The 17,310-nt window shown below is 61.7% G+C and carries 16 protein-coding genes; 7 read left to right on the top strand and 9 right to left on the bottom strand.

From position 1 onward, the window contains the following. Positions 1–6: 6 nt before the first annotated feature. Entirely contained in the window at positions 7–876 is an 870-nt protein-coding gene (gene galU, locus Q1U94_RS00770) for a UTP--glucose-1-phosphate uridylyltransferase GalU (protein WP_300540917.1), read from the bottom strand. Between the two features lie 126 nt (positions 877–1,002). Here galU and glmM point away from each other — a divergent pair, with 126 nt between their 5' ends. The 7 genes from glmM (at position 1,003) to Q1U94_RS00735 (ending at position 10,037) form a co-directional block, all read left to right on the top strand. Next, positions 1,003–2,349 (top strand): phosphoglucosamine mutase, encoded by a 1,347-nt coding sequence (glmM, locus tag Q1U94_RS00765; RefSeq protein WP_300540915.1) that lies wholly within the window; start codon positions 1,003–1,005, stop codon positions 2,347–2,349. 184 nt (positions 2,350–2,533) lie between these two features. Then, positions 2,534–3,844, top strand: a complete 1,311-nt coding sequence (locus tag Q1U94_RS00760) for a UDP-glucose/GDP-mannose dehydrogenase family protein (protein WP_300540913.1) — start codon at positions 2,534–2,536, stop codon at positions 3,842–3,844. A 47-nt stretch (positions 3,845–3,891) separates the two neighbouring features. Continuing rightward, positions 3,892–5,409 (top strand): phosphomannomutase/phosphoglucomutase, encoded by a 1,518-nt coding sequence (locus Q1U94_RS00755; protein WP_300540911.1) that lies wholly within the window; start codon positions 3,892–3,894, stop codon positions 5,407–5,409. Between the two features lie 152 nt (positions 5,410–5,561). Beyond that, positions 5,562–7,385 (top strand): glutamine--fructose-6-phosphate transaminase (isomerizing), encoded by a 1,824-nt coding sequence (gene glmS / locus Q1U94_RS00750; protein ID WP_300540909.1) that lies wholly within the window; start codon positions 5,562–5,564, stop codon positions 7,383–7,385. Between the two features lie 202 nt (positions 7,386–7,587). Next, positions 7,588–8,415: an ABC transporter permease gene (locus Q1U94_RS00745; protein ID WP_300540907.1), complete on the top strand. Its 828-nt coding sequence runs from the start codon at positions 7,588–7,590 to the stop codon at positions 8,413–8,415. A gap of 9 nt (positions 8,416–8,424) precedes the next feature. Continuing rightward, positions 8,425–9,216, top strand: coding sequence for an ABC transporter ATP-binding protein (locus tag Q1U94_RS00740; RefSeq protein WP_300540905.1), 792 nt, complete (start codon positions 8,425–8,427; stop codon positions 9,214–9,216). A gap of 62 nt (positions 9,217–9,278) precedes the next feature. After that, positions 9,279–10,037 carry an FkbM family methyltransferase gene (locus tag Q1U94_RS00735; RefSeq protein ID WP_300540904.1) on the top strand — a complete coding sequence of 253 codons (759 nt, stop codon included), beginning with the start codon at positions 9,279–9,281 and terminating at the stop codon, positions 10,035–10,037. Positions 10,038–10,040: 3 nt separating this feature from the next. Here the strand turns inward: Q1U94_RS00735 and Q1U94_RS00730 are convergent, their stop codons facing one another. The 8 genes from Q1U94_RS00730 to Q1U94_RS00695 are packed head-to-tail and all read right to left on the bottom strand — an operon-like array spanning position 10,041 to position 16,976. After that, on the bottom strand, positions 10,041–10,472 hold the full coding sequence (locus Q1U94_RS00730; protein WP_300540903.1) for a hypothetical protein: 432 nt from the start codon (positions 10,470–10,472) through the stop codon (positions 10,041–10,043). A 1-nt stretch (position 10,473) separates the two neighbouring features. Continuing rightward, positions 10,474–11,094: a prepilin peptidase gene (locus Q1U94_RS00725; protein WP_300540902.1), complete on the bottom strand. Its 621-nt coding sequence runs from the start codon at positions 11,092–11,094 to the stop codon at positions 10,474–10,476. Continuing rightward, on the bottom strand, positions 11,094–13,214 hold the full coding sequence (locus Q1U94_RS00720; RefSeq protein ID WP_300541050.1) for a secretin N-terminal domain-containing protein: 2,121 nt from the start codon (positions 13,212–13,214) through the stop codon (positions 11,094–11,096). Before Q1U94_RS00720 ends, Q1U94_RS00725 begins: the two co-directional genes overlap by 1 nt. Next, positions 13,214–13,714 carry a hypothetical protein gene (locus Q1U94_RS00715; protein ID WP_300540900.1) on the bottom strand — a complete coding sequence of 167 codons (501 nt, stop codon included), beginning with the start codon at positions 13,712–13,714 and terminating at the stop codon, positions 13,214–13,216. Before Q1U94_RS00715 ends, Q1U94_RS00720 begins: the two co-directional genes overlap by 1 nt. An 8-nt stretch (positions 13,715–13,722) precedes the next feature. After that, positions 13,723–14,289, bottom strand: a complete 567-nt coding sequence (locus tag Q1U94_RS00710) for a hypothetical protein (RefSeq protein WP_300540898.1) — start codon at positions 14,287–14,289, stop codon at positions 13,723–13,725. After that, a complete protein-coding gene (locus tag Q1U94_RS00705; RefSeq protein WP_300540896.1) occupies positions 14,286–15,359 on the bottom strand; it encodes a hypothetical protein in 1,074 nt (357 codons plus the stop codon). The genes Q1U94_RS00710 and Q1U94_RS00705 overlap by 4 nt, the downstream gene beginning before the upstream one ends. After that, the gene (locus tag Q1U94_RS00700; protein ID WP_300540894.1) at positions 15,313–16,356 is read right to left on the bottom strand and encodes a type II secretion system protein GspK; all 1,044 of its coding nucleotides are present in this window, start codon (positions 16,354–16,356) and stop codon (positions 15,313–15,315) included. The genes Q1U94_RS00705 and Q1U94_RS00700 overlap by 47 nt, the downstream gene beginning before the upstream one ends. Continuing rightward, complete coding sequence (locus tag Q1U94_RS00695; protein WP_300540892.1) at positions 16,353–16,976, bottom strand: type II secretion system protein; 624 nt, start codon at positions 16,974–16,976, stop codon at positions 16,353–16,355. Before Q1U94_RS00695 ends, Q1U94_RS00700 begins: the two co-directional genes overlap by 4 nt. Positions 16,977–17,310 lie beyond the last annotated feature (334 nt).

Here is a 17,310-nt window from a genome sequence, read left to right as displayed (position 1 = left end):
GGCCGGTCACGACGGCCCGGCGAATTCCCGGACCAGTTCAGCCGCCGCCGGGCCATGCTCCGGGTCGATGAGCGCATAGGCCATATTGGCACGCAGATAGCCCAGCTTGCTGCCGCAGTCGTAGGACTGGCCGGCATATTCCAGCGCATGGAAATCCTGGGACGCCATCAGGCGGACCATGGCGTCGGTGAGCTGGATTTCGCCGCCGGCGCCGGCGCCCTGATCGGCCAGCAGGTCGAAGATGTCCGGTTGCAGGATATAGCGCCCGGTGATGAAGAGATTGGACGGGGCACTCTCGCGCGGGGGCTTTTCCACCATGCCTTTCATCTTCATCAGTGGGCCGGAGCGGTCGACCGGATCGATAATGCCGTAGCCGGACGGATCTTCGCAGGGTTCGACGGCGATCAGATTGCCGCCGACCCGGTCGTACGCCTCGACCATCTGTGCCAGGCAGCTGGGCTGTGCCTGGACCAGCATGTCGGGCAGGAGAATGGCGAAGGCTTCATCGCCGACAATGTCGCGGGCACACCAGATCGCGTGGCCAAGGCCCAGCGGAGCCTGCTGGCGAACGAAGCTCATTGAACCGGGAACCGGCTTGTTGCGCTCCAGCTCGGCCAGGATCGCCGACTTGTTCTTGCCTTGCAGAGTGGATTCGAGTTCGTAGGCGGTGTCGAAATAATCCTCGATCGCACTTTTGTTGCGGCCGGTTACGAAGACGAAATGCTCGATTCCGGCTGCGCGGGCCTCGTCGACGACGTACTGGATGGCCGGACGGTCAAAAACGGGGAGCATCTCCTTGGGGATCGATTTGGTGGCGGGCAACACTCGTGTGCCCAGTCCTGCCACCGGGAGAACCGCTTTGCGTATTGGCTTCATCCTCAACCCCCTCGCTCAGAGAACCGAACGCCTACCCGATCGCTCCCCGAGCGTCCACCGCCGCGATTCACTTCGCGTAAGCCGATGAGTCGTATATAGGGATGCGGATCCAAAGCGGGTGTGGAAATGGGCAAGAAATACTTCGGCACGGACGGCGTCCGCGGGCTGACCAACAGCTTTCCGATGACTGCGGAAACGGCGCTTCGTCTGGGAATGGCGGCCGGCAAGCATTTCGTGCGGCACTCCGGTCGTCATTCCGTCGTGATCGGCAAGGATACCCGGCTGTCCGGCTACATGATCGAATCCGCCCTTGTGGCCGGGTTCACATCGGTTGGCATGGACGTGTTCCAGTTCGGCCCGCTGCCGACACCGGCCGTCGCCCTGATGACACGATCCCTGCGTGCCGATCTCGGGGTGATGATTACGGCGTCGCACAATCCCTATCATGACAATGGCATCAAACTCTTTGGTCCGGACGGCAAGAAGCTGGACGACAAGACCGAACTGAAGATCGAAAAGCGCATGGACGGCGGTCTGACCGAGAAACTCGCCGCGCCCGCGGATCTCGGACGGGCCAAGCGGATCGACGATGCCCAGGCGCGCTATGTCGAGATCGTCAAATCCACCTTTCCCCGCAGTCAGCGCCTTTCGGGGCTCAGGATCGTGGTCGATTGCGCCAATGGCGCTGCCTACAAGGTAGCGCCCACCGTGTTCTGGGAGTTGGGGGCCGATGTCATCCCGATCGGCGTCGAGCCCAATGGATTCAATGTGAACGAGGAGTGCGGATCCACGGCGCCGGGCCGCATGTGCAAGGAAGTGGTTAAATACCGGGCCGATCTGGGCATTGCGCTGGATGGCGATGGCGACCGGCTGGTCCTCTGCGACGAGAAGGGACGCGTGATCGATGGTGACCAGATCCTCGCCCTGCTGGCGCAGCACTGGAAGAAGACCGGTGAATTGCGGCACGATGCGATCGTCGGGACCGTCATGTCCAATCTGGGCCTGGAACAATTCCTGGATAGCCAGGGTATCGGGCTCGAACGCACCAAGGTCGGCGATCGCTATGTTTCCGAACGCATGACGGAGACGGGCATCAATCTCGGAGGAGAATCGTCCGGACATGTTGTGATGCCGGATTTCGCGCCGACGGGCGATGGCCTGATCGCCGCGCTGCAGGTGCTTCGTGTGCTCGGCGATCGCCGCAAGCCGGCGAGCGATGTGCTCCAGGTTTTCCAACCGGCGCCGCAATTGCTGGAAAATGTCCGTATCAAGCGTGGTGTTGCCCCGCTTGAAACCGAGGCAGTCCGTTCGGCCATTTGTGCGGGGGAAAAACAACTGGGTGATGCGGGCCGCCTGGTCGTGCGGGCATCGGGGACCGAACCCGTCATTCGCGTGATGGCCGAGGGCGACCGGAAAGTGATCAGCGCCGTGGTTGGCAGCATACGCTCGGCCATTGAAGCCACAGTGGCCTGACCGGCTGTCTTTCAGTGCGCCGGCGTGCTTTTGTTCCTGTGACCGGAAATGACAGGCCTCGCCCGGCGCGTCGCCGCATGCCGGGTGGCGCACTGTCATCCACTGTAGCAAACGCCCGCCGGGTCTTGCGTCGGGGCACAGCCTCGGCGATACCGGGCCGATCCATGGATGGGAGTGTCGGGCGATGCGCGTCGCAATGATCGGAACCGGTTACGTTGGGCTTGTCTCGGGAGCCTGTTTCGCAGACTTCGGTCATGAGGTGATTTGCGTCGACAAGGATGCCGGCAAGGTCGAGACGCTGAATTCGGGCGGCATCCCGATCTACGAGCCCGGTCTTGATCTTCTGGTCAATCGCAATGTTCGCGAAGGCCGTCTCAGCTTTACCCAGGACCTCGCCGAAGCGGTACGTACGGCCGAAGCCGTGTTCATCGCCGTGGGCACGCCTTCGCGCCGGGGCGACGGCTATGCGGATCTGTCCTACGTGTATGCCGCGGCCAAGGAAGTGGCCGAGGTGATGGATGGCTATACGGTGGTGGTGACCAAATCGACCGTGCCGGTTGGCACGGGCGACGAGGTCGAACGCATCATCCGCGATGCGCGGCCGAACGCCGAATTCGCCGTTGTGTCGAACCCGGAATTCCTGAGGGAAGGGGCCGCGATCGATGACTTCAAGCGTCCCGACCGGGTCGTCGTGGGAACCGATGATGACCGCGCCCGCACCGTGATGAGCGAGCTTTACCGCCCGCTTTTCCTGAACGAGACGCCGATCGTGTTTACCTCGCGTCGCACGTCAGAACTCATCAAGTACGCCGCCAATGCCTTTCTCGCCATGAAGATCACCTTCATCAACGAGATCGCCGATCTCTGCGAGAAGGTGGGCGCGAATGTGCAGGAAGTGGCTCGCGGCGTCGGTCTTGACAACCGGATCGGCGGCAAGTTCCTGCACGCCGGGCCGGGCTATGGCGGCTCCTGTTTTCCGAAGGATACGCTGGCGCTGACGCGCACTGCCCAGGATGCCGGCTCGCCGCTGCGCCTGATCGAGACGGTTGTTGATGTGAACGATACGCGTAAGCGGGCCATGGCCGACAAAGTGATCGAAGCATGCGATGGTGATGTCGGCGGCAAGACGATCGCCGTGTTGGGCGTAACCTTCAAGCCGAACACGGATGACATGCGCGAAGCGCCGAGTTTGCAAATTATTCCAGCGCTGCAGAAGGCAGGTGCGAAAATTCGCGCTTTCGATCCCGCCGGGACTGTCGAGGCGGAGAAATTGTTGGAGAATGTCGAGTTCGTGTCGGGCCCCTATCTGTGTGCCGAGAAGGCCGACGCTGTAGTGATCATCACCGAGTGGAACGAATTTCGGGCGTTGGACTTGAAACGGCTCAAGCAGCTAATGAGCCGGCCCGTGCTAATCGACCTTCGCAACATCTATACGCCCGAAGAAGCTCGTAATGTGGGCTTCTCTTATACCAGTGTGGGCCGTAGTGATGCCTAGGGACGGTGGTCCGAACGCTGATGTCCGCATCTACTCCAGGGGACGATATGACCAAGCCGCATGCAACGCTCCACCCCAACACTTGGATGTTCGAAAATGAAGCCCTAATCAAGCCGACAGGGTTTCGCGAGTACGATGCACGCTGGTGGTTCGGCCATTCCGGCTCGGACGTGCCGCCCGACCTCAACCTCTACGGCGTACAGGCTCTGGGCCTGGGGCTAGGCACTCTGATCCATGAACTCGGTGTCGAGCCGAAAATCGTGACTGGTCATGATTTTCGCAGCTATTCGCTGGGGGTCAAACAGGCGCTGGAAGTCGGACTGATGGCGGCGGGTGTCGAAGTGCACGATATCGGGCTGGCCTTGTCTCCTGTGGCCTATTTCGCGCAGTTTGATCTCGACATTCCGTGCGTCGCCATGGTCACGGCCAGCCATAATTCCAACGGCTGGACGGGAGTGAAGATGGGCGTGGAGCGACCGCTTACGTTTGGGCCTGCCGAGATGGGCCGGCTGCGCGAGATCGTGCTTGGCGGCGAGGGTCGGGCGCGCAGTGGTGGCGGTTACGTGCGCGAGGCGGGCGTCGCCGAACGTTATCTCGCTGACGTAGCGAAAGATGTGGATCTGAAGCGGCCGCTGAAAGTAGTGGCGGCTTGCGGCAACGGCACGGCGGGGGCCTTCGCGCCACAAGCGCTGCGGGCAATGGGTGCCGAGGTGATCGAGATGGATTGCGGTCTTGATCACACATTTCCGCGCTACAACCCCAATCCGGAAGACATGAAAATGTTGCACGCAATGCGTGATGCGGTGCTCGAGCATGGAGCCGATGTCGGGCTGGGCTTCGACGGTGATGGCGACCGTTGCGGCGTGATCGACAATGAGGGGCAGGAGATCTTCGCGGACAAGATCGGCCTCATGCTGGCGCGCGATCTGGCACCGTTGCACCCGGGTTCAACTTTCGTGGTCGACGTAAAGTCCACCGGTCTATTCACCATCGATCCGGTGCTGGCGGAACACGGATGCAAGACCGACTATTTCAAGACCGGCCATTCCTACATCAAGCGACGCTCGCGTGAGCTGGGAGCGCTGGCCGGTTTCGAGAAGTCTGGCCATTTCTTCCTGCAACCGCCGATCGGTCGCGGTTATGACGACGGGCTCGTGGCGGGGCGTGCCATTATGCAAATGCTCGACCGCAACCCGGAAAAGTCGATGGCCGATTTGCGCCGCGACTTGCCTGTCAGCTACGGCTCCCCAACCATGTCGCCGGCTTGTGCCGATGAGGAGAAATATGACGTGGTCGAGCAGATCGCCTCCACCTACAAGGCCAAGGCAGAACGGGGCGATCGTGTCGCCGGACGTCATATCGTTGCGGTGAACACGGTGAATGGTGTGCGCTTCGCTCTAGAAGACGGATCGTGGGGGTTGGTGCGTGCGTCCTCGAACACGCCCAATCTTGTTGTGGTTGTGGAAAGCTCTTCTAGCGCAGAAGACGTGAAATCCATCTTCCGCGAAATCAAGGCCGAGTTAGACAACTACCCGGAAATCGGGGCCTTCGATCAAGAAGTCTGAGGCCGGTGCGCGCTTTGGCAGCATGAAACGTCCGGCAGGATTTGTTGAGCGCCGAGCGAACAAACGAGGCGTGCGTCACTTCGCCATTATGGTTAGCTTCGCTTAACTCGGGTTGGCGCAAAGTTTCGCTACCCATCGGACAGGAGCCAGGAATGTGCGGGATCGTTGGCATCGTTGGAGCGAATCAGGTTGCGACCAGACTCGTTGATGGGCTGCGGCGGCTGGAATACCGGGGCTATGACTCTGCTGGTGTAGCGGTCTTAACGGAGACGGGGGACCTCAAGCGACGACGCGCCCGTGGGAAAATCGCTGAACTGGAAGCCCGACTGGCCGCGGATCCGCTCGACGGGGGTGTAGGCATTGCCCACACCCGCTGGGCGACCCACGGGGCCCCTACAGAAGACAACGCGCATCCACATGCGTCGGGCCCGGTGGCAATAGTCCACAACGGCATCATCGAGAACTACCAGATTTTGCGAGATGAGCTGCTTGCCGCGGGTTTCATCTTTCAAAGCCAAACTGATTCTGAGGTCATTGCCCATCTGATTGCGTCCGGCATCAAATCGGGCCTGAATATGGATGAGGCCTTCTCTGCAGCAGTGGAGCGTTTGCGCGGGGCCTACGCCTTGGCGGCGGTCAATGCCGAAGAACCCGGTCGAATCTGGGCAGCCCGTGCCGGTAGCCCGTTGGTCGTCGGTATCGGTGATGGGGAGGGGTTTGTTGGCTCCGACTCTCTTGCACTTGCAGGATGGACCAACAGGGTGATCTATCTTGAGGAGGGAGACCGGGCGGTCGTGACCTCCCAGGGCGCCCGGGTATTCGACTCGGATGGCAGGGAAGTAGTTCGGCCGGTTCAGATTTCGCGCGCTGTGGCGGGTTTTGCGGACAAAGGCGAATACCGGCACTTCATGGAAAAAGAAATCCATGAACAGCCGGACGCGGTGGCTCGAACGCTTGCGCGGTATGTTGACATTGATGCTGGCCGGTTCCGGACAGACGCACTGTTGGACTGGGCCAATGTCGATCGGCTTGTGGCAACCGCTTGCGGTACAGCCTACTACGCGACCGCCGTCGCGAAGTTCTGGTTCGAACGGCAGGCCCGGCTTGCGGTGGAAATCGATGTGGCTTCGGAGTTCCGCTATCGCGATCCTGTGATTTCGAAACGCGATGCCGCATTGCTCGTGTCGCAATCAGGCGAGACAGCCGATACGCTGGCCGCTTTGCGTTACTGTCGGCAGATGGGGTCCCGCACACTGGCGGTCGTCAATGTGGCAGAATCCTCCATCGCGCGTGAAGCGGATGCGGTCGCCATGACCGAGGCTGGGCCGGAGATCGGCGTGGCGTCCACCAAGGCCTTCACGGCTCAACTCGCTGCGCTCGTCTGTTTGGCTGTAGGAGCTGGCAGGGCGCGGGGTGTTTTGGACGAGCGGGCCGAACGGGAGCTGGCCCGTGTCGTGCTTGAGACGCCACGCCTGATCAATATGGCGCTAGCCGCCGAGCCGGAAATCGAGCGGATCGCGCATCGGCTTACAGCGGCCCGGGACGTGCTCTATGTCGGGCGTGGAGTTTTCCATCCGCTTGCGCTGGAAGGCGCGCTCAAGCTTAAGGAGATCAGCTATATCCATGCCGAAGGCTACGCTGCAGGCGAACTCAAGCATGGCCCCATAGCGTTGATCGAGGAAGGAACACCGGTGGTCGTTACAGCGCCCTATGACGGCCTTTTTTCCAAGACCCTGTCGAACATCCAAGAGGTATCCGCGCGAGGTGCTGAGGTTATACTGATCACTGATTCAAGAGGGGCTGAAGAAGCGGACAATACGGCGGCGCAGACGGTGATGATGCCGGAATGCCCTGAAATTGTCCGTCCGTTGGTGGCGGCCGTTCCGGTCCAGATGCTTGCGTATCACATCGCCGCCCTGAAGGGGACGGATGTGGACCAACCCCGCAATCTTGCCAAGTCTGTCACCGTGGAATGACTTGGCAACGCCGGGCGACGTTAAGTGTGGGCGAAGTGTCTGCAGTGGTGGAAACGCTCGGTCCGTTGCGGCCGTTTGCGGCACGCGTTCCGCACGAGGCTGGCAAATCAGCAAGATACCGTGCAACAGGATGGACACTCAGAAGCGGCTCATTTACCCCAACGTCGACCCTTTCCGAACCCAGAGACCGTAATCAGCTGTCATGACAAACCAGATCCGACAGTATGACCCACATGCGGCGCAAGGCGTCCGTGGCTTCTGGAATGATATTTGGACCGGTCTCACAATGGTGGAGTTGTGGCGTACCTTCGCCTGGGATGAGATTAAGCAGCGCTATCGCCGAAGCGTCTTGGGCGTATCCTGGATCGTCGTCTCCTTTCTGATGTTCGTAGCCGGCGTTTCGTTTTTCTTTTCGGGGTTTTCGGGCCGTGAGTTAGACAGCTTTATTGTCTATGTAGCGCTCGGCTATGCGGCCTTTATTTTTATAACTGGCAATTTTATTGACGGATGCCAGGTCTTTACGTCGTCCCACGTCTGGATCAAGGCGATGCCATTGCCGTATTCGGTTCATGTCTACCGCAGTCTGTTTAGGTCGTTTCTGATCTTTGCCCTGCAGATGGCGGTGGTGGTCCCCATTATGATGTGGATGGGATGGCGACCTAGTTTCCTGTCCCTACTGGCTGTTCCGGCCTTGTTGGTCTACGTGCTCAATGCGGTGGCGGTTCAATACATGCTGGGACTGGTTTCAGCGCGATTTGAGGATGTCGGTCATTTGGTAACATCTATCACGCGCCTACTGATTTTTGTCACGCCTATCCTATGGGTGCGCGAGGGACTGGACGGAACGCGCGCATTTGCGGCGGACCTGAACCCGTTGACGCACTATGTTGAAATTTTCAGATCTCCCCTCTTGGGAGAAATGCCGAGAACGACGAGCTGGCTGGTCGTATGTATCTTGACCCTGGCGGTTTGGGGAGCAGCAACCGGTTTTGCCGCTGCGTTCCGTCGCCGATTGCCATACTGGTTGTAAGACTCGGTCATGTCTCGAATCCTCGTACAGCAACTCGCCGTTACTTACCCGATATTCAATCGGGCGCGCAGCTCGCTCGATACGCAGACTGCAGCGCTCGATCCCGGGGAAGATTTCGGGGGCATTCAGAGACTGGTGCGCGACAAGCACGGTTACATCAAAGGTGTTCGGGCGTTGGAAGATGTGTCGTTCGAGGTAAACGAAGGCGAGCGCATCGGGCTGGTTGGAGCCAACGGTTCCGGCAAGACCACATTGTTGCAGGTCCTCGCGGGTATATATCCACCGGACAATGGATGTGTTCTTGTAGATGGGCGGACAACCAGCCTGGTAAACATTAATCTGGGCATGCGCAGTGAGGCGACAGGCAACCAGAACATCACTCTAAGGGGGCTCGCGTCCGGACGGACCCGGGCGGAAATCGAGGAACGCCGGAGCGAAATTGCAGCTTTTGCAGGGCTGGGCGAGTTCATCGACCTCCCGGTGGAGACCTATTCGGCCGGTATGCGTATGCGCCTGAATTTTGCGATCGCGACAGCATTTGAACCGGATATTCTTATTCTGGACGAATGGCTGTCGGCGGGCGATGCAAAGTTCCGTAAATTGGCGAGCGAACGGATGGCAACATTTGTTGGTCAGGCCGGCATTCTAGTTCTCGCTTCTCACAGCCAGAGCCTGCTGCTCAGCAATTGCACCCGTGGTCTGTGGCTTCATGACGGACGAATTCGGATGGACGCACCGATGAATGAGGTGCTGTCCGCCTATGAGGAGAGTGGTCACAAGCTGTCCCTAACGCGGCAGTGAGGGCGGAGCGGCGAATAGATGTGGCGGCACCCCGTCGGGATAGGAAACTTGTCGGAGCACATGTGATCGCCAAGTTACGTGATTTTATTCAAAAGCTCACGGCCCTCATGAAACGGCTTGGTCGACAGTGGCGACGTGGCGGGCGAGCGCGCTCGCCCAAGAAGCTGGAAGCGTTTCGGATCTTAAAGAAGCGAGGCGTGGCGGTCGGTGCGGTGATTGATGTCGGCGTCCTTCAAGGCACGCCCGAATTGATCGACAATTTTCGCGACGTTCATCATTTCCTGTTCGAGCCGGTCGATGAGTGCGCCCGGCCGATCCGGCGGGCGTATGAAGGGCTGAATTTCACGCTGATCCAGAAAGCAGTTGGGTGTAGCGACGGGGAAGCGTCTTTGCGGATTCTAGGCGAGGCGGGATCAATGAATTCCAGTGCGCATCTGGACGGAGTCGCAACGCAAACCCCCGCTCGCCAGATCGATGTTGTGTCGCTCGATTCCTTTGCGGAGCATCTTGGTTCCGTGGAAAATTGCTTGCTCAAGATCGATACGGATGGCCACGAACTGAGCGTCTTGCGAGGCGCGAGCGTATTTCTGAACAGTTGCAGTATTGTCGTGGTCGAGGTAACTCAGGTCAATATGGCGGATGTTGTATATTTTATGTCTGAGCATTGTTTCAATATTTTTGATATAGTTGAGCCATGTTATTTTGACGAATCTTTATGGCAGGTGGATATAATTTTTCTGCGAAATAGCATTCACGATAATATATTCGATAGCATCTCGGATAATAATTTTGATAAATCTAAATACGAAATATATAGATAAATATCACATATTGCTAAATATCGCTTCGTCCTCTGTATTATATATCGGATCGAGTGAAATTTTCTGATATTGTGCTTCCATGATAAATCCGTTTTTTTGGATGGATATATTGTAGTTATCGAGCGAAAGCATAAAGTATTGCCCTCCGAGGTATCCATCGACCGCTTCTGGTGAGCTGCTCTGATCCTTCGTGACAAGCACCGACCATCCCTGGACTTCTTCCGGTATATCAAGACCGGTATCAACGAGGCTGATCACAGTCGACCTGATCTCCCGGGCCTCAACAAAATTCCTTGTGCGTGCAGTAGCGTCGGATATTTGCTGAAGCATCGAATACAGCGGCGCGAGAGCCACGGCGAGCAAAGCGATGGCGGCGAGTGCCTCGATGACACTGAAGCCGGCCCGAAGATGTTTGGCTTTTGCGATGGAGTCCATGTCAAACAATCTGTGCGCCCACAGCCGCGATACCGTATCCTAGGGCTAGGCCCGGTACAAACGCGATCCGTACCGAAGCGTCGCTTCTCCAAGGGCGTTCGATGACTACACTAGCCGCTACTGACATCAGCAGAGCGGGTGCCAAAAGGGCCGGATTGACCCAAAGACCGCACGCGCAAGCGAAGAGAATATCACCCAGCCCAAGAGCGGTTGATCCACGCCGCACGGTTGTTACGAGACCTGCCAGCCCCAATATGGCCATCGAACCGGCGGACGCTACAAGCGAGGACATCAAGGTCGACGTAAGCGCGGCGTGGGCAAGGCCCGCAAGCGCCACGGCAAAAGTGCCGAGATCGTGCACGCGGCGGATCGCAAGGTCCAACGCTGCTGCCGATGCAGCGGTACCGCAGGCCCCTGCAAAAATAAGGCTGGAAACCGGCTGGCGTGCAACCCAGCCGAAAGTCATTGCCATGGCGATGGCGATCGCCAGGGCCAGGAGGAATACGTTTCTGCGCCGCCGTCGCCGCCAGATACTCATAGACGACGCGGTTGCCAGACCGGTAAGTGTTGCCATCACTCCTGACGCGATACCGACGAGTGCAAGGAACGCTGTTTCGTCCATCACTCGTCAGCAGTTCGGACCTGCATCGGGTGCTCATGTTGCAGGAACGTGTCGCCCGCGCCGATCCGGGAAACGAAGGCGTCGTTTATTTCACCGCGGAATGCATCCACAATGCGTTGTCGGTCGGTCCGGTCGTTCAAGATGAACGGCGTGACGAGAACGAGCAGGACGCGTTGATCGTTGTTGAATGTTTCGGTCTTGAAGAGGTTCCCCAGCAGAGGCAGATCCTGGAGCAGCGGCGCTCCGGTGGAACCGCGATTGACCGTCTCGCTGATCAAACCGCCGAGAACCGCGGTCTGGCCATCTTGCAGTGTGATAGCCGACGTCATCCGACGATTGGAAATGATCGGACTACCGATTGCCTGATTGGGGTTTTCGTCGGCAGAACTGACTTCCTGGGTGATAGCTAGATCGATGCGATCATTGCTGAACACCCGGGGTTCCACCGTCAGAAGTACGCCGGTCGACCGGTACTGAATCGATTGCAGAATGTCCGTGGAGCCGGAATCCTGCGTGTTGGCCGCACGCTGAGACGTGATGATGGGAACATCGGTGCCCACCTGAACTTCGGCCGACTCACCAGAGCGGGCTACAACACGCGGTGTTGAGAGGATGTTGATGCGGGAATTGGTGGCGTTAGCGGCTGCTTCCACATCGACCTGACCTGATGTGACCACCGCAGACAGGCCGCCGCTGGATAAGCCAAGTCCGTCACGGGTACCCAGCTGCACATCGCCGCCCATCGTATTGAGAAAGAACTCCAGGCCGAAACGCGTGCTGTCGCTGAACACCACTTCGGCGATTGTCACTTCGACAAGAACTTCCGCCACCGGTGTGTCCAGCTGCTCTAGTATGCGCACCAGATTGTCGTATTCATCGCGTGCGCCGGTAAAAATGAGCCGGTTGCCAAACGTATCGACCGCAAGTCGGGAATTGAGCGAGCTCGTCGAGGATGCGGTGCCGCCCGCTTCGGTCTCGGGCCCAGCCGTCTGGCGCGAAGCTTCACCGAGTACGGCGCGGACAACACCGGCGATATCCTCGGCGTCGGTGTTGCGCACCTGGTAGACATAGGAACGGGTAGCGTCTTCCCGCTCCGCTGCCTGCTCAAGGCGCCGCGCAGTGGCAATCAGATGGGCCAGATTGTCTTCATTGTGGGCAAAGATCAGGATCTGGTTGGTTTGTTCCAGCGCCAGCATCGACAGCGGCCGGACCTGCCGGGTGCCCAAGCCGACCTGATAGCCTTCCAGGGTAAGGATATCGACCAGCGATTGGGCCAGTTCCGAAGCTTCCCAATTTCTAGGCGACAGCGTCACCACGGCAGCGCCGGCGAAACGCGCGCGATCCAGCTGTTCAATCAGCTGAAGAGCACTGTCGACCACATCGGACAGGCCAGTGAGTGTCATCGAGTTGATGTCGCGCCGGACTTGGATCGATAATTCCTGCTGGTCTGGGAAGGCCTGGCGGAGAATCGCATCCATTTCCGCTGCGTCGATGAACTCGAATTCCACGAACTGGATCACGGGACGAAGGGGGGCAGAGACGCTTGCCCGTGCACGGGCCCGGATGACCTGCGGCATATTGCTGCGCAGATCGCTGCGTTCGATCACCAAGGCCATTCCGTCCTGCACGTCGATCGCCAGGCCATACTCGGCGATGGCGGCTTCGAACAGGCCGAGAAAGGTCTGCGGCGTCATATCCTGAACGCTGCGCAGCGAGACGATGTCGCTGCGGTCTGCAACGCCCGGCCCGAGAGCGTAGGGCACGCCAAGGATTTCGCCGAGAGCCGTATCTATGAAGGCGGCCAGCGGCTGGGCCGGCAGTGTGGCGTTGATCGTCGGTCCCGAGGGCGTCAGCGTATCGCCGAGCGCCCCGGATCCCGAGCTGCGCGAACCGCCCGGCACAGTGCGGCGGCCGGTAACGATCTCGTCAGAGCCGGCTTGTTCGAGCGCGGCCACGTCCTGGCCCTCGGTGGCGTCGTCTGCGGCTCGCGCTGCCTGCTCTGCGCGGCGCGCTTCGAAGACTGGGTTCAGCCGGGAATCCGGCGTAAAGGTTGCGGCGGTGCACCCCGAGAGCGCCACAAGGCCCAGCGAGCCGAGTGTGAATTGCCTGATTCGAGTCATCACTGCCCTACATCATTGGATACAAATACATCAATTATCTGATAGTCCCCGTTCCGCTCCAGCCGGAGCGTTCTCGGGCTTATCTCGGCAATCACCCAGCCGTCAAACAGTTCCTCCCCAGGCACGAATACGTCGGTGAGGCTCGCTTCGCCGGCCGCATACAGCCGCCACTCGGCCTCCCGCCGGACAAGCGCGCGGATCGCGGGACTGCGCGCAGCCGCATCCGCTTCGCTGCCTGCGCCCGGTTGAGCCACACCCGTTCCGGCCTCCGGGTCCGTCTCGCCCCGGATCTCGGCGACCGTCCGGGCTGCGGGAAAGAGATTGGTCCGGCCGAGCCGTTCGACGAAGGCCTGAACGTCGGCGCCGTCGGGACCGGCAAGCGCGGTGAGGGAACTGGCCTGTCCGCTCGAGCCGGCCGACGGGGTGGCGGGCGGCAGGAGCAGCCCGGCAAGGGCTGCGAGCGCGCAGAGCACGCCCGCGGCGGCGAATCGGAGCTGCATGAGTGGCATCACGAATCCGCCCCGTCGATGATGGCGGGCGCGACCAGACGGATCGTGACGGGCCGATTGCGGCCCTCCCACACCAATTCTGCAGGGCGCAACTCGCCTTCGGCCTCCGTAATCGCCTCCAGGAAGGTGGCGAAGCCGCCATCGTTGCTGCGCGCGGTGAGTTCGACCTCGAAAAGAATCGCCCGGTCGGACAGGGCGTCGCTGCGCAGCACCTGAACCCGCGGAGAGTTAAGCCGGGCCAGCCGGGCCGCGGTTTCCACCGCGCCGAGAATCTGGGCGCTGGCCAGACCGGTTGTGGCGCCGCGCCAGAAGCGGGCCTCGACGGCGGCGACCTCTGTATCTGCTTCGCTGAGCACGCTGTTCCAGTCGCGCTGGTCGAGCGCCGCTTCCCGGCCCGCCAGTTCGGTGCGCACGGTGGTCAGTTGTTGGCGCAGCGCAGCATTGCGGGCCGACATATCCATAACGGCGACGAAGCCGACCAGGGCCAGCAGCACGATGAGACCCAGTTGGGCCCGTACGGTAAGGGAGGTGGACAGGCGCTGAATCAGGACATTCAGGGCGTTCATGCCGCATCCTCCTGCACGCCGGCCAGTTGAACGAGCTCCGCCCGCACCTCCCACTGTCCTTGCGTGCGTGCCCGGCGGATTTCCACATTCGCCAGCGACGGTGCATTCTCGAGACGGCGTACGATCTCGGCCGGATCGGCGTCATTGCCGGCGCCGAGAATCGCTTCGACGCGGCCGGGTGCGATCTGGAATCGCTCGAGCCGGCCGCCCACAGCCTGGGCCGCCTCGGCGAGATCGGCCGCCGGGGCGAGGGGATGCGCGAGATCGAGCGCCGCCCGGTAGCTTTCCAGAAGTCGGGTATTGGCCTGGTATTGCCGCAGTGCATCGAATTGCGCCGAACTTTCGGCCACGACGCCCTGCAACTGGCTGCGGGCGCCGTGGAGATCGAAGCTCAGCCGGGCCTGCGAGCCGGCGGCGTAAAGCAGCGGTACGCCGACCAGCAGCAAGACAGCCAGTCCGGTATGCAAGGGCGTCAGCCGCGAGGTCCAGTCCCGCACCCGGATGCGCAGCGTGTCCACAGTCCCGGCGGGCGCGGTGTCGGCATCGTCAGTGGCCACGCCGCAGGCGCGCACGAACAGGTCGATATCCTGTTGCGAGGGGCGGCGCGGCCAGAAGCGGCTGGCGAACAGTTCGCCCTGGCGCACCAGCTGACCTTCATAACCGTCATGCAGTTCGCGCAGGCGGAACCCGTCCTCCCGGGGCGGCGCGGCGAGGGCCGGTTCGGGCATCACCCACGCGCCCTCGGGAACACCCAGGCGGGCCAGAAGGGTGCGGTCCCAGGACCAGGCTGCGGCGTGGCGCTGGCCCCAGACGATGTGCAGGCCGGGATCGGCAAAGGGGGCGCGGTTGCGCGCGGCGAGCTCGACTGCACGGCGCACGCGGTCGTCCACGCGTCCGGCCGGCCGTTCCACCCGTTCGAAATGCAGCAGGGCGCGGCTCACAACGAAGCGCTCGCCGAACAGGACCGCGCGCGGCAGGGCCCCGGCAGGCCGCGGCGCGGCCCCCCCGGCGGTGATGCGGCGATCAATCGGCCTGAGGAAGTTGGTCAAGCGCGTCGACCTCTTCGACATGGAACGCCCCCTCGACAATCGATCCGCCCACAACATACGAAAACGCGATTTCATAGGGTTTGTACAGGTTTGCCATCGTCAGGTCGATCCGCGTGAGCTGTACGAACTCCGCCGCGGGCCGGTGCGTGACGATCAGGAAGCTGGGACCGGGTATGGCGGAATTGTCGGCCAGCGCATCCAGTCCTTCAATCCCCAGATCCTCGTACAGGACCAGCCGGTCCCGATCTTCCAGCGCATCCATGGCGCGCTCCACGGCAGGCGTGTCGTCGCCCAGCAGCAGGTGAAGCCAGTATTCCGGCACCAGCCGGGCGCTCATGGCTGACGGGCCGCCGGCAAAGGCAAACAGGTCCATCATCCGCGGATCGGCGCACAGCGCCACCTCCTCGGCCCAGCCCAGCGCCCCGCAGGCATCCGAGGCGGTGCCCAGCGGCGCATTGCGCGGCCGGCGCCCCTCGGGATAATCGTCCGCTTCGGCCCCGCCCAGCTGGCGCAGATCGTCCTCGTCCACGAAATCGGCCAGGCGGGCCGCCAGCCGCCGGGCGTCGGGCCGCGACCGGCCGAGCGCCAGCAGCAGGGCTTCCGCCGCCGGGCCGGGATCGTCGGTCAGGCTGAGCAGCCCGTTGGCCGCCACCAGGCGCACAATCACCGGGCCGTTTTCGCCGTCGACGCGGTAGGGGGCGCCGGTGGCCGAAACGCCGTCGCCGCCGATGCCGAACCCGCCGGAGATCGGATCGGGGTCCAGCATGCCGCCGACACGCAGATCCGACAGCCCCATCGGCTCGGTCAGCAACAGGCGCAGCATCTGCGTTTCCACCGCCCGGAAATCGGCCAGCGCCGCCTCGCGCTCGACCATGCGGGCCAGCGTGGCATTGGCCGCACTCATCACTGTATAGGCCGCGCCCAGCAGCACGGCGACGATGGCGATCGTCCACAGCGCCAGCGGGAAGACATAGCCGCGGCGCAGCCGCCCGGCCGCGTGGAGGCGCCGGCGCCTCACAGGATATCGTCCAGATCGCTGCCGCGCAGCGGGGCCTCGGCCCCGCCTTTCACGGCGACGGCCCACAGCGTCCGGCCCTCGCCATCGACCACCATCACCAGTTCGGGCGGCGGACGGAAATAGACATGACTCCTGTCATAGTGCGCGTCGGGCGGCCAGGTCTCCAGCACCGCCGGCGGTTCGCCCGCATAGAGCGCCCCGGTACTGCGGTAGGCATAGCGGAACTCGGCCTCCGCCGCCTCGAATCGCATCGCCTCGATCTCGCGGCCGCCTTCCGAATAGACCAGCACCGTGCCCCGGGCCGCTGACCGCAGCTCCAGGGCAAACTCCGCCGGCGTGCCGTGCGGCGCAAGGACCGGGCGCCGGGTGGCGCCGGCAAGCGTCTGCGCCGTGCCGGCAAACACGCCGGGCGCGTCGAGATAGTCGGCCACCGATCCGGCCAGCGCATCGGCGGTGGCGCTGTGCGAAAACTCGCTCTCCAGCGCCCGCGCCAGCGCCGCATCCACACCGGACGTACCGCGGGCAACCGCCATGATCGACTGCAGCAGCACCAGCGCCGTGATCGAGGCGATCACCAGCGCGATCAGGGTCTCCAGAAGGGTGAAGCCGCGTGCCATCATGTCCTAGAATGAAAACGAGCCATGTGGTAGTTTCATGTGCTAAGTGAAGGACAAGCGCCGCGCATGCAAGCCCCCGGTCCGGGCGCGGCGGCGTGGCGCGTGTCTGCGGCCTTCCATGCCGGGGCAGGCCGGAAGCGTGGCGCCCGGGATAGCGCAGCGCCTGGGCAAACGAAGCGCGGCGCCTGGGCAAACGGAGCGCAGCGCCTGGGCAAAACGGAGCGCGGCGCGTAAGAAAACGGAGCGCGGCGCTCTGGAAAGTGTCCCCGCCGGGTGCGCCGGCGTCGGAAGTGGCAGGGGTTAGGTTGTAGGGGTTGAAACGGGTTTGACCATGCGG

It is taken from the genome of Maricaulis sp., assembly GCF_030149515.1.
Classification (GTDB): Bacteria; Pseudomonadota; Alphaproteobacteria; order Caulobacterales; family Maricaulaceae; genus Maricaulis.
Note: the sequence above shows the minus strand (reverse complement) of the source record. Positions and strands in the feature narration are given on the sequence as shown.

What these genes read in the sequence shown, in the direction of transcription:
- galU (WP_300540917.1), bottom strand. Translation starts at nt 876, where the DNA reads ATGAAGCCAATACGCAAAGCGGTTCTCCCGGTGGCAGGACTGGGCACA.
- glmM (WP_300540915.1), top strand. Translation starts at nt 1,003, where the DNA reads ATGGGCAAGAAATACTTCGGCACGGACGGCGTCCGCGGGCTGACCAAC.
- Q1U94_RS00760 (WP_300540913.1), top strand. Translation starts at nt 2,534, where the DNA reads ATGCGCGTCGCAATGATCGGAACCGGTTACGTTGGGCTTGTCTCGGGA.
- Q1U94_RS00755 (WP_300540911.1), top strand. Translation starts at nt 3,892, where the DNA reads ATGACCAAGCCGCATGCAACGCTCCACCCCAACACTTGGATGTTCGAA.
- glmS (WP_300540909.1), top strand. Translation starts at nt 5,562, where the DNA reads ATGTGCGGGATCGTTGGCATCGTTGGAGCGAATCAGGTTGCGACCAGA.
- Q1U94_RS00745 (WP_300540907.1), top strand. Translation starts at nt 7,588, where the DNA reads ATGACAAACCAGATCCGACAGTATGACCCACATGCGGCGCAAGGCGTC.
- Q1U94_RS00740 (WP_300540905.1), top strand. Translation starts at nt 8,425, where the DNA reads ATGTCTCGAATCCTCGTACAGCAACTCGCCGTTACTTACCCGATATTC.
- Q1U94_RS00730 (WP_300540903.1), bottom strand. Translation starts at nt 10,472, where the DNA reads ATGGACTCCATCGCAAAAGCCAAACATCTTCGGGCCGGCTTCAGTGTC.
- Q1U94_RS00725 (WP_300540902.1), bottom strand. Translation starts at nt 11,094, where the DNA reads ATGGACGAAACAGCGTTCCTTGCACTCGTCGGTATCGCGTCAGGAGTG.
- Q1U94_RS00720 (WP_300541050.1), bottom strand. Translation starts at nt 13,214, where the DNA reads ATGACTCGAATCAGGCAATTCACACTCGGCTCGCTGGGCCTTGTGGCG.
- Q1U94_RS00715 (WP_300540900.1), bottom strand. Translation starts at nt 13,714, where the DNA reads ATGCAGCTCCGATTCGCCGCCGCGGGCGTGCTCTGCGCGCTCGCAGCC.
- Q1U94_RS00710 (WP_300540898.1), bottom strand. Translation starts at nt 14,289, where the DNA reads ATGAACGCCCTGAATGTCCTGATTCAGCGCCTGTCCACCTCCCTTACC.
- Q1U94_RS00705 (WP_300540896.1), bottom strand. Translation starts at nt 15,359, where the DNA reads ATGTCGAAGAGGTCGACGCGCTTGACCAACTTCCTCAGGCCGATTGAT.
- Q1U94_RS00695 (WP_300540892.1), bottom strand. Translation starts at nt 16,976, where the DNA reads ATGATGGCACGCGGCTTCACCCTTCTGGAGACCCTGATCGCGCTGGTG.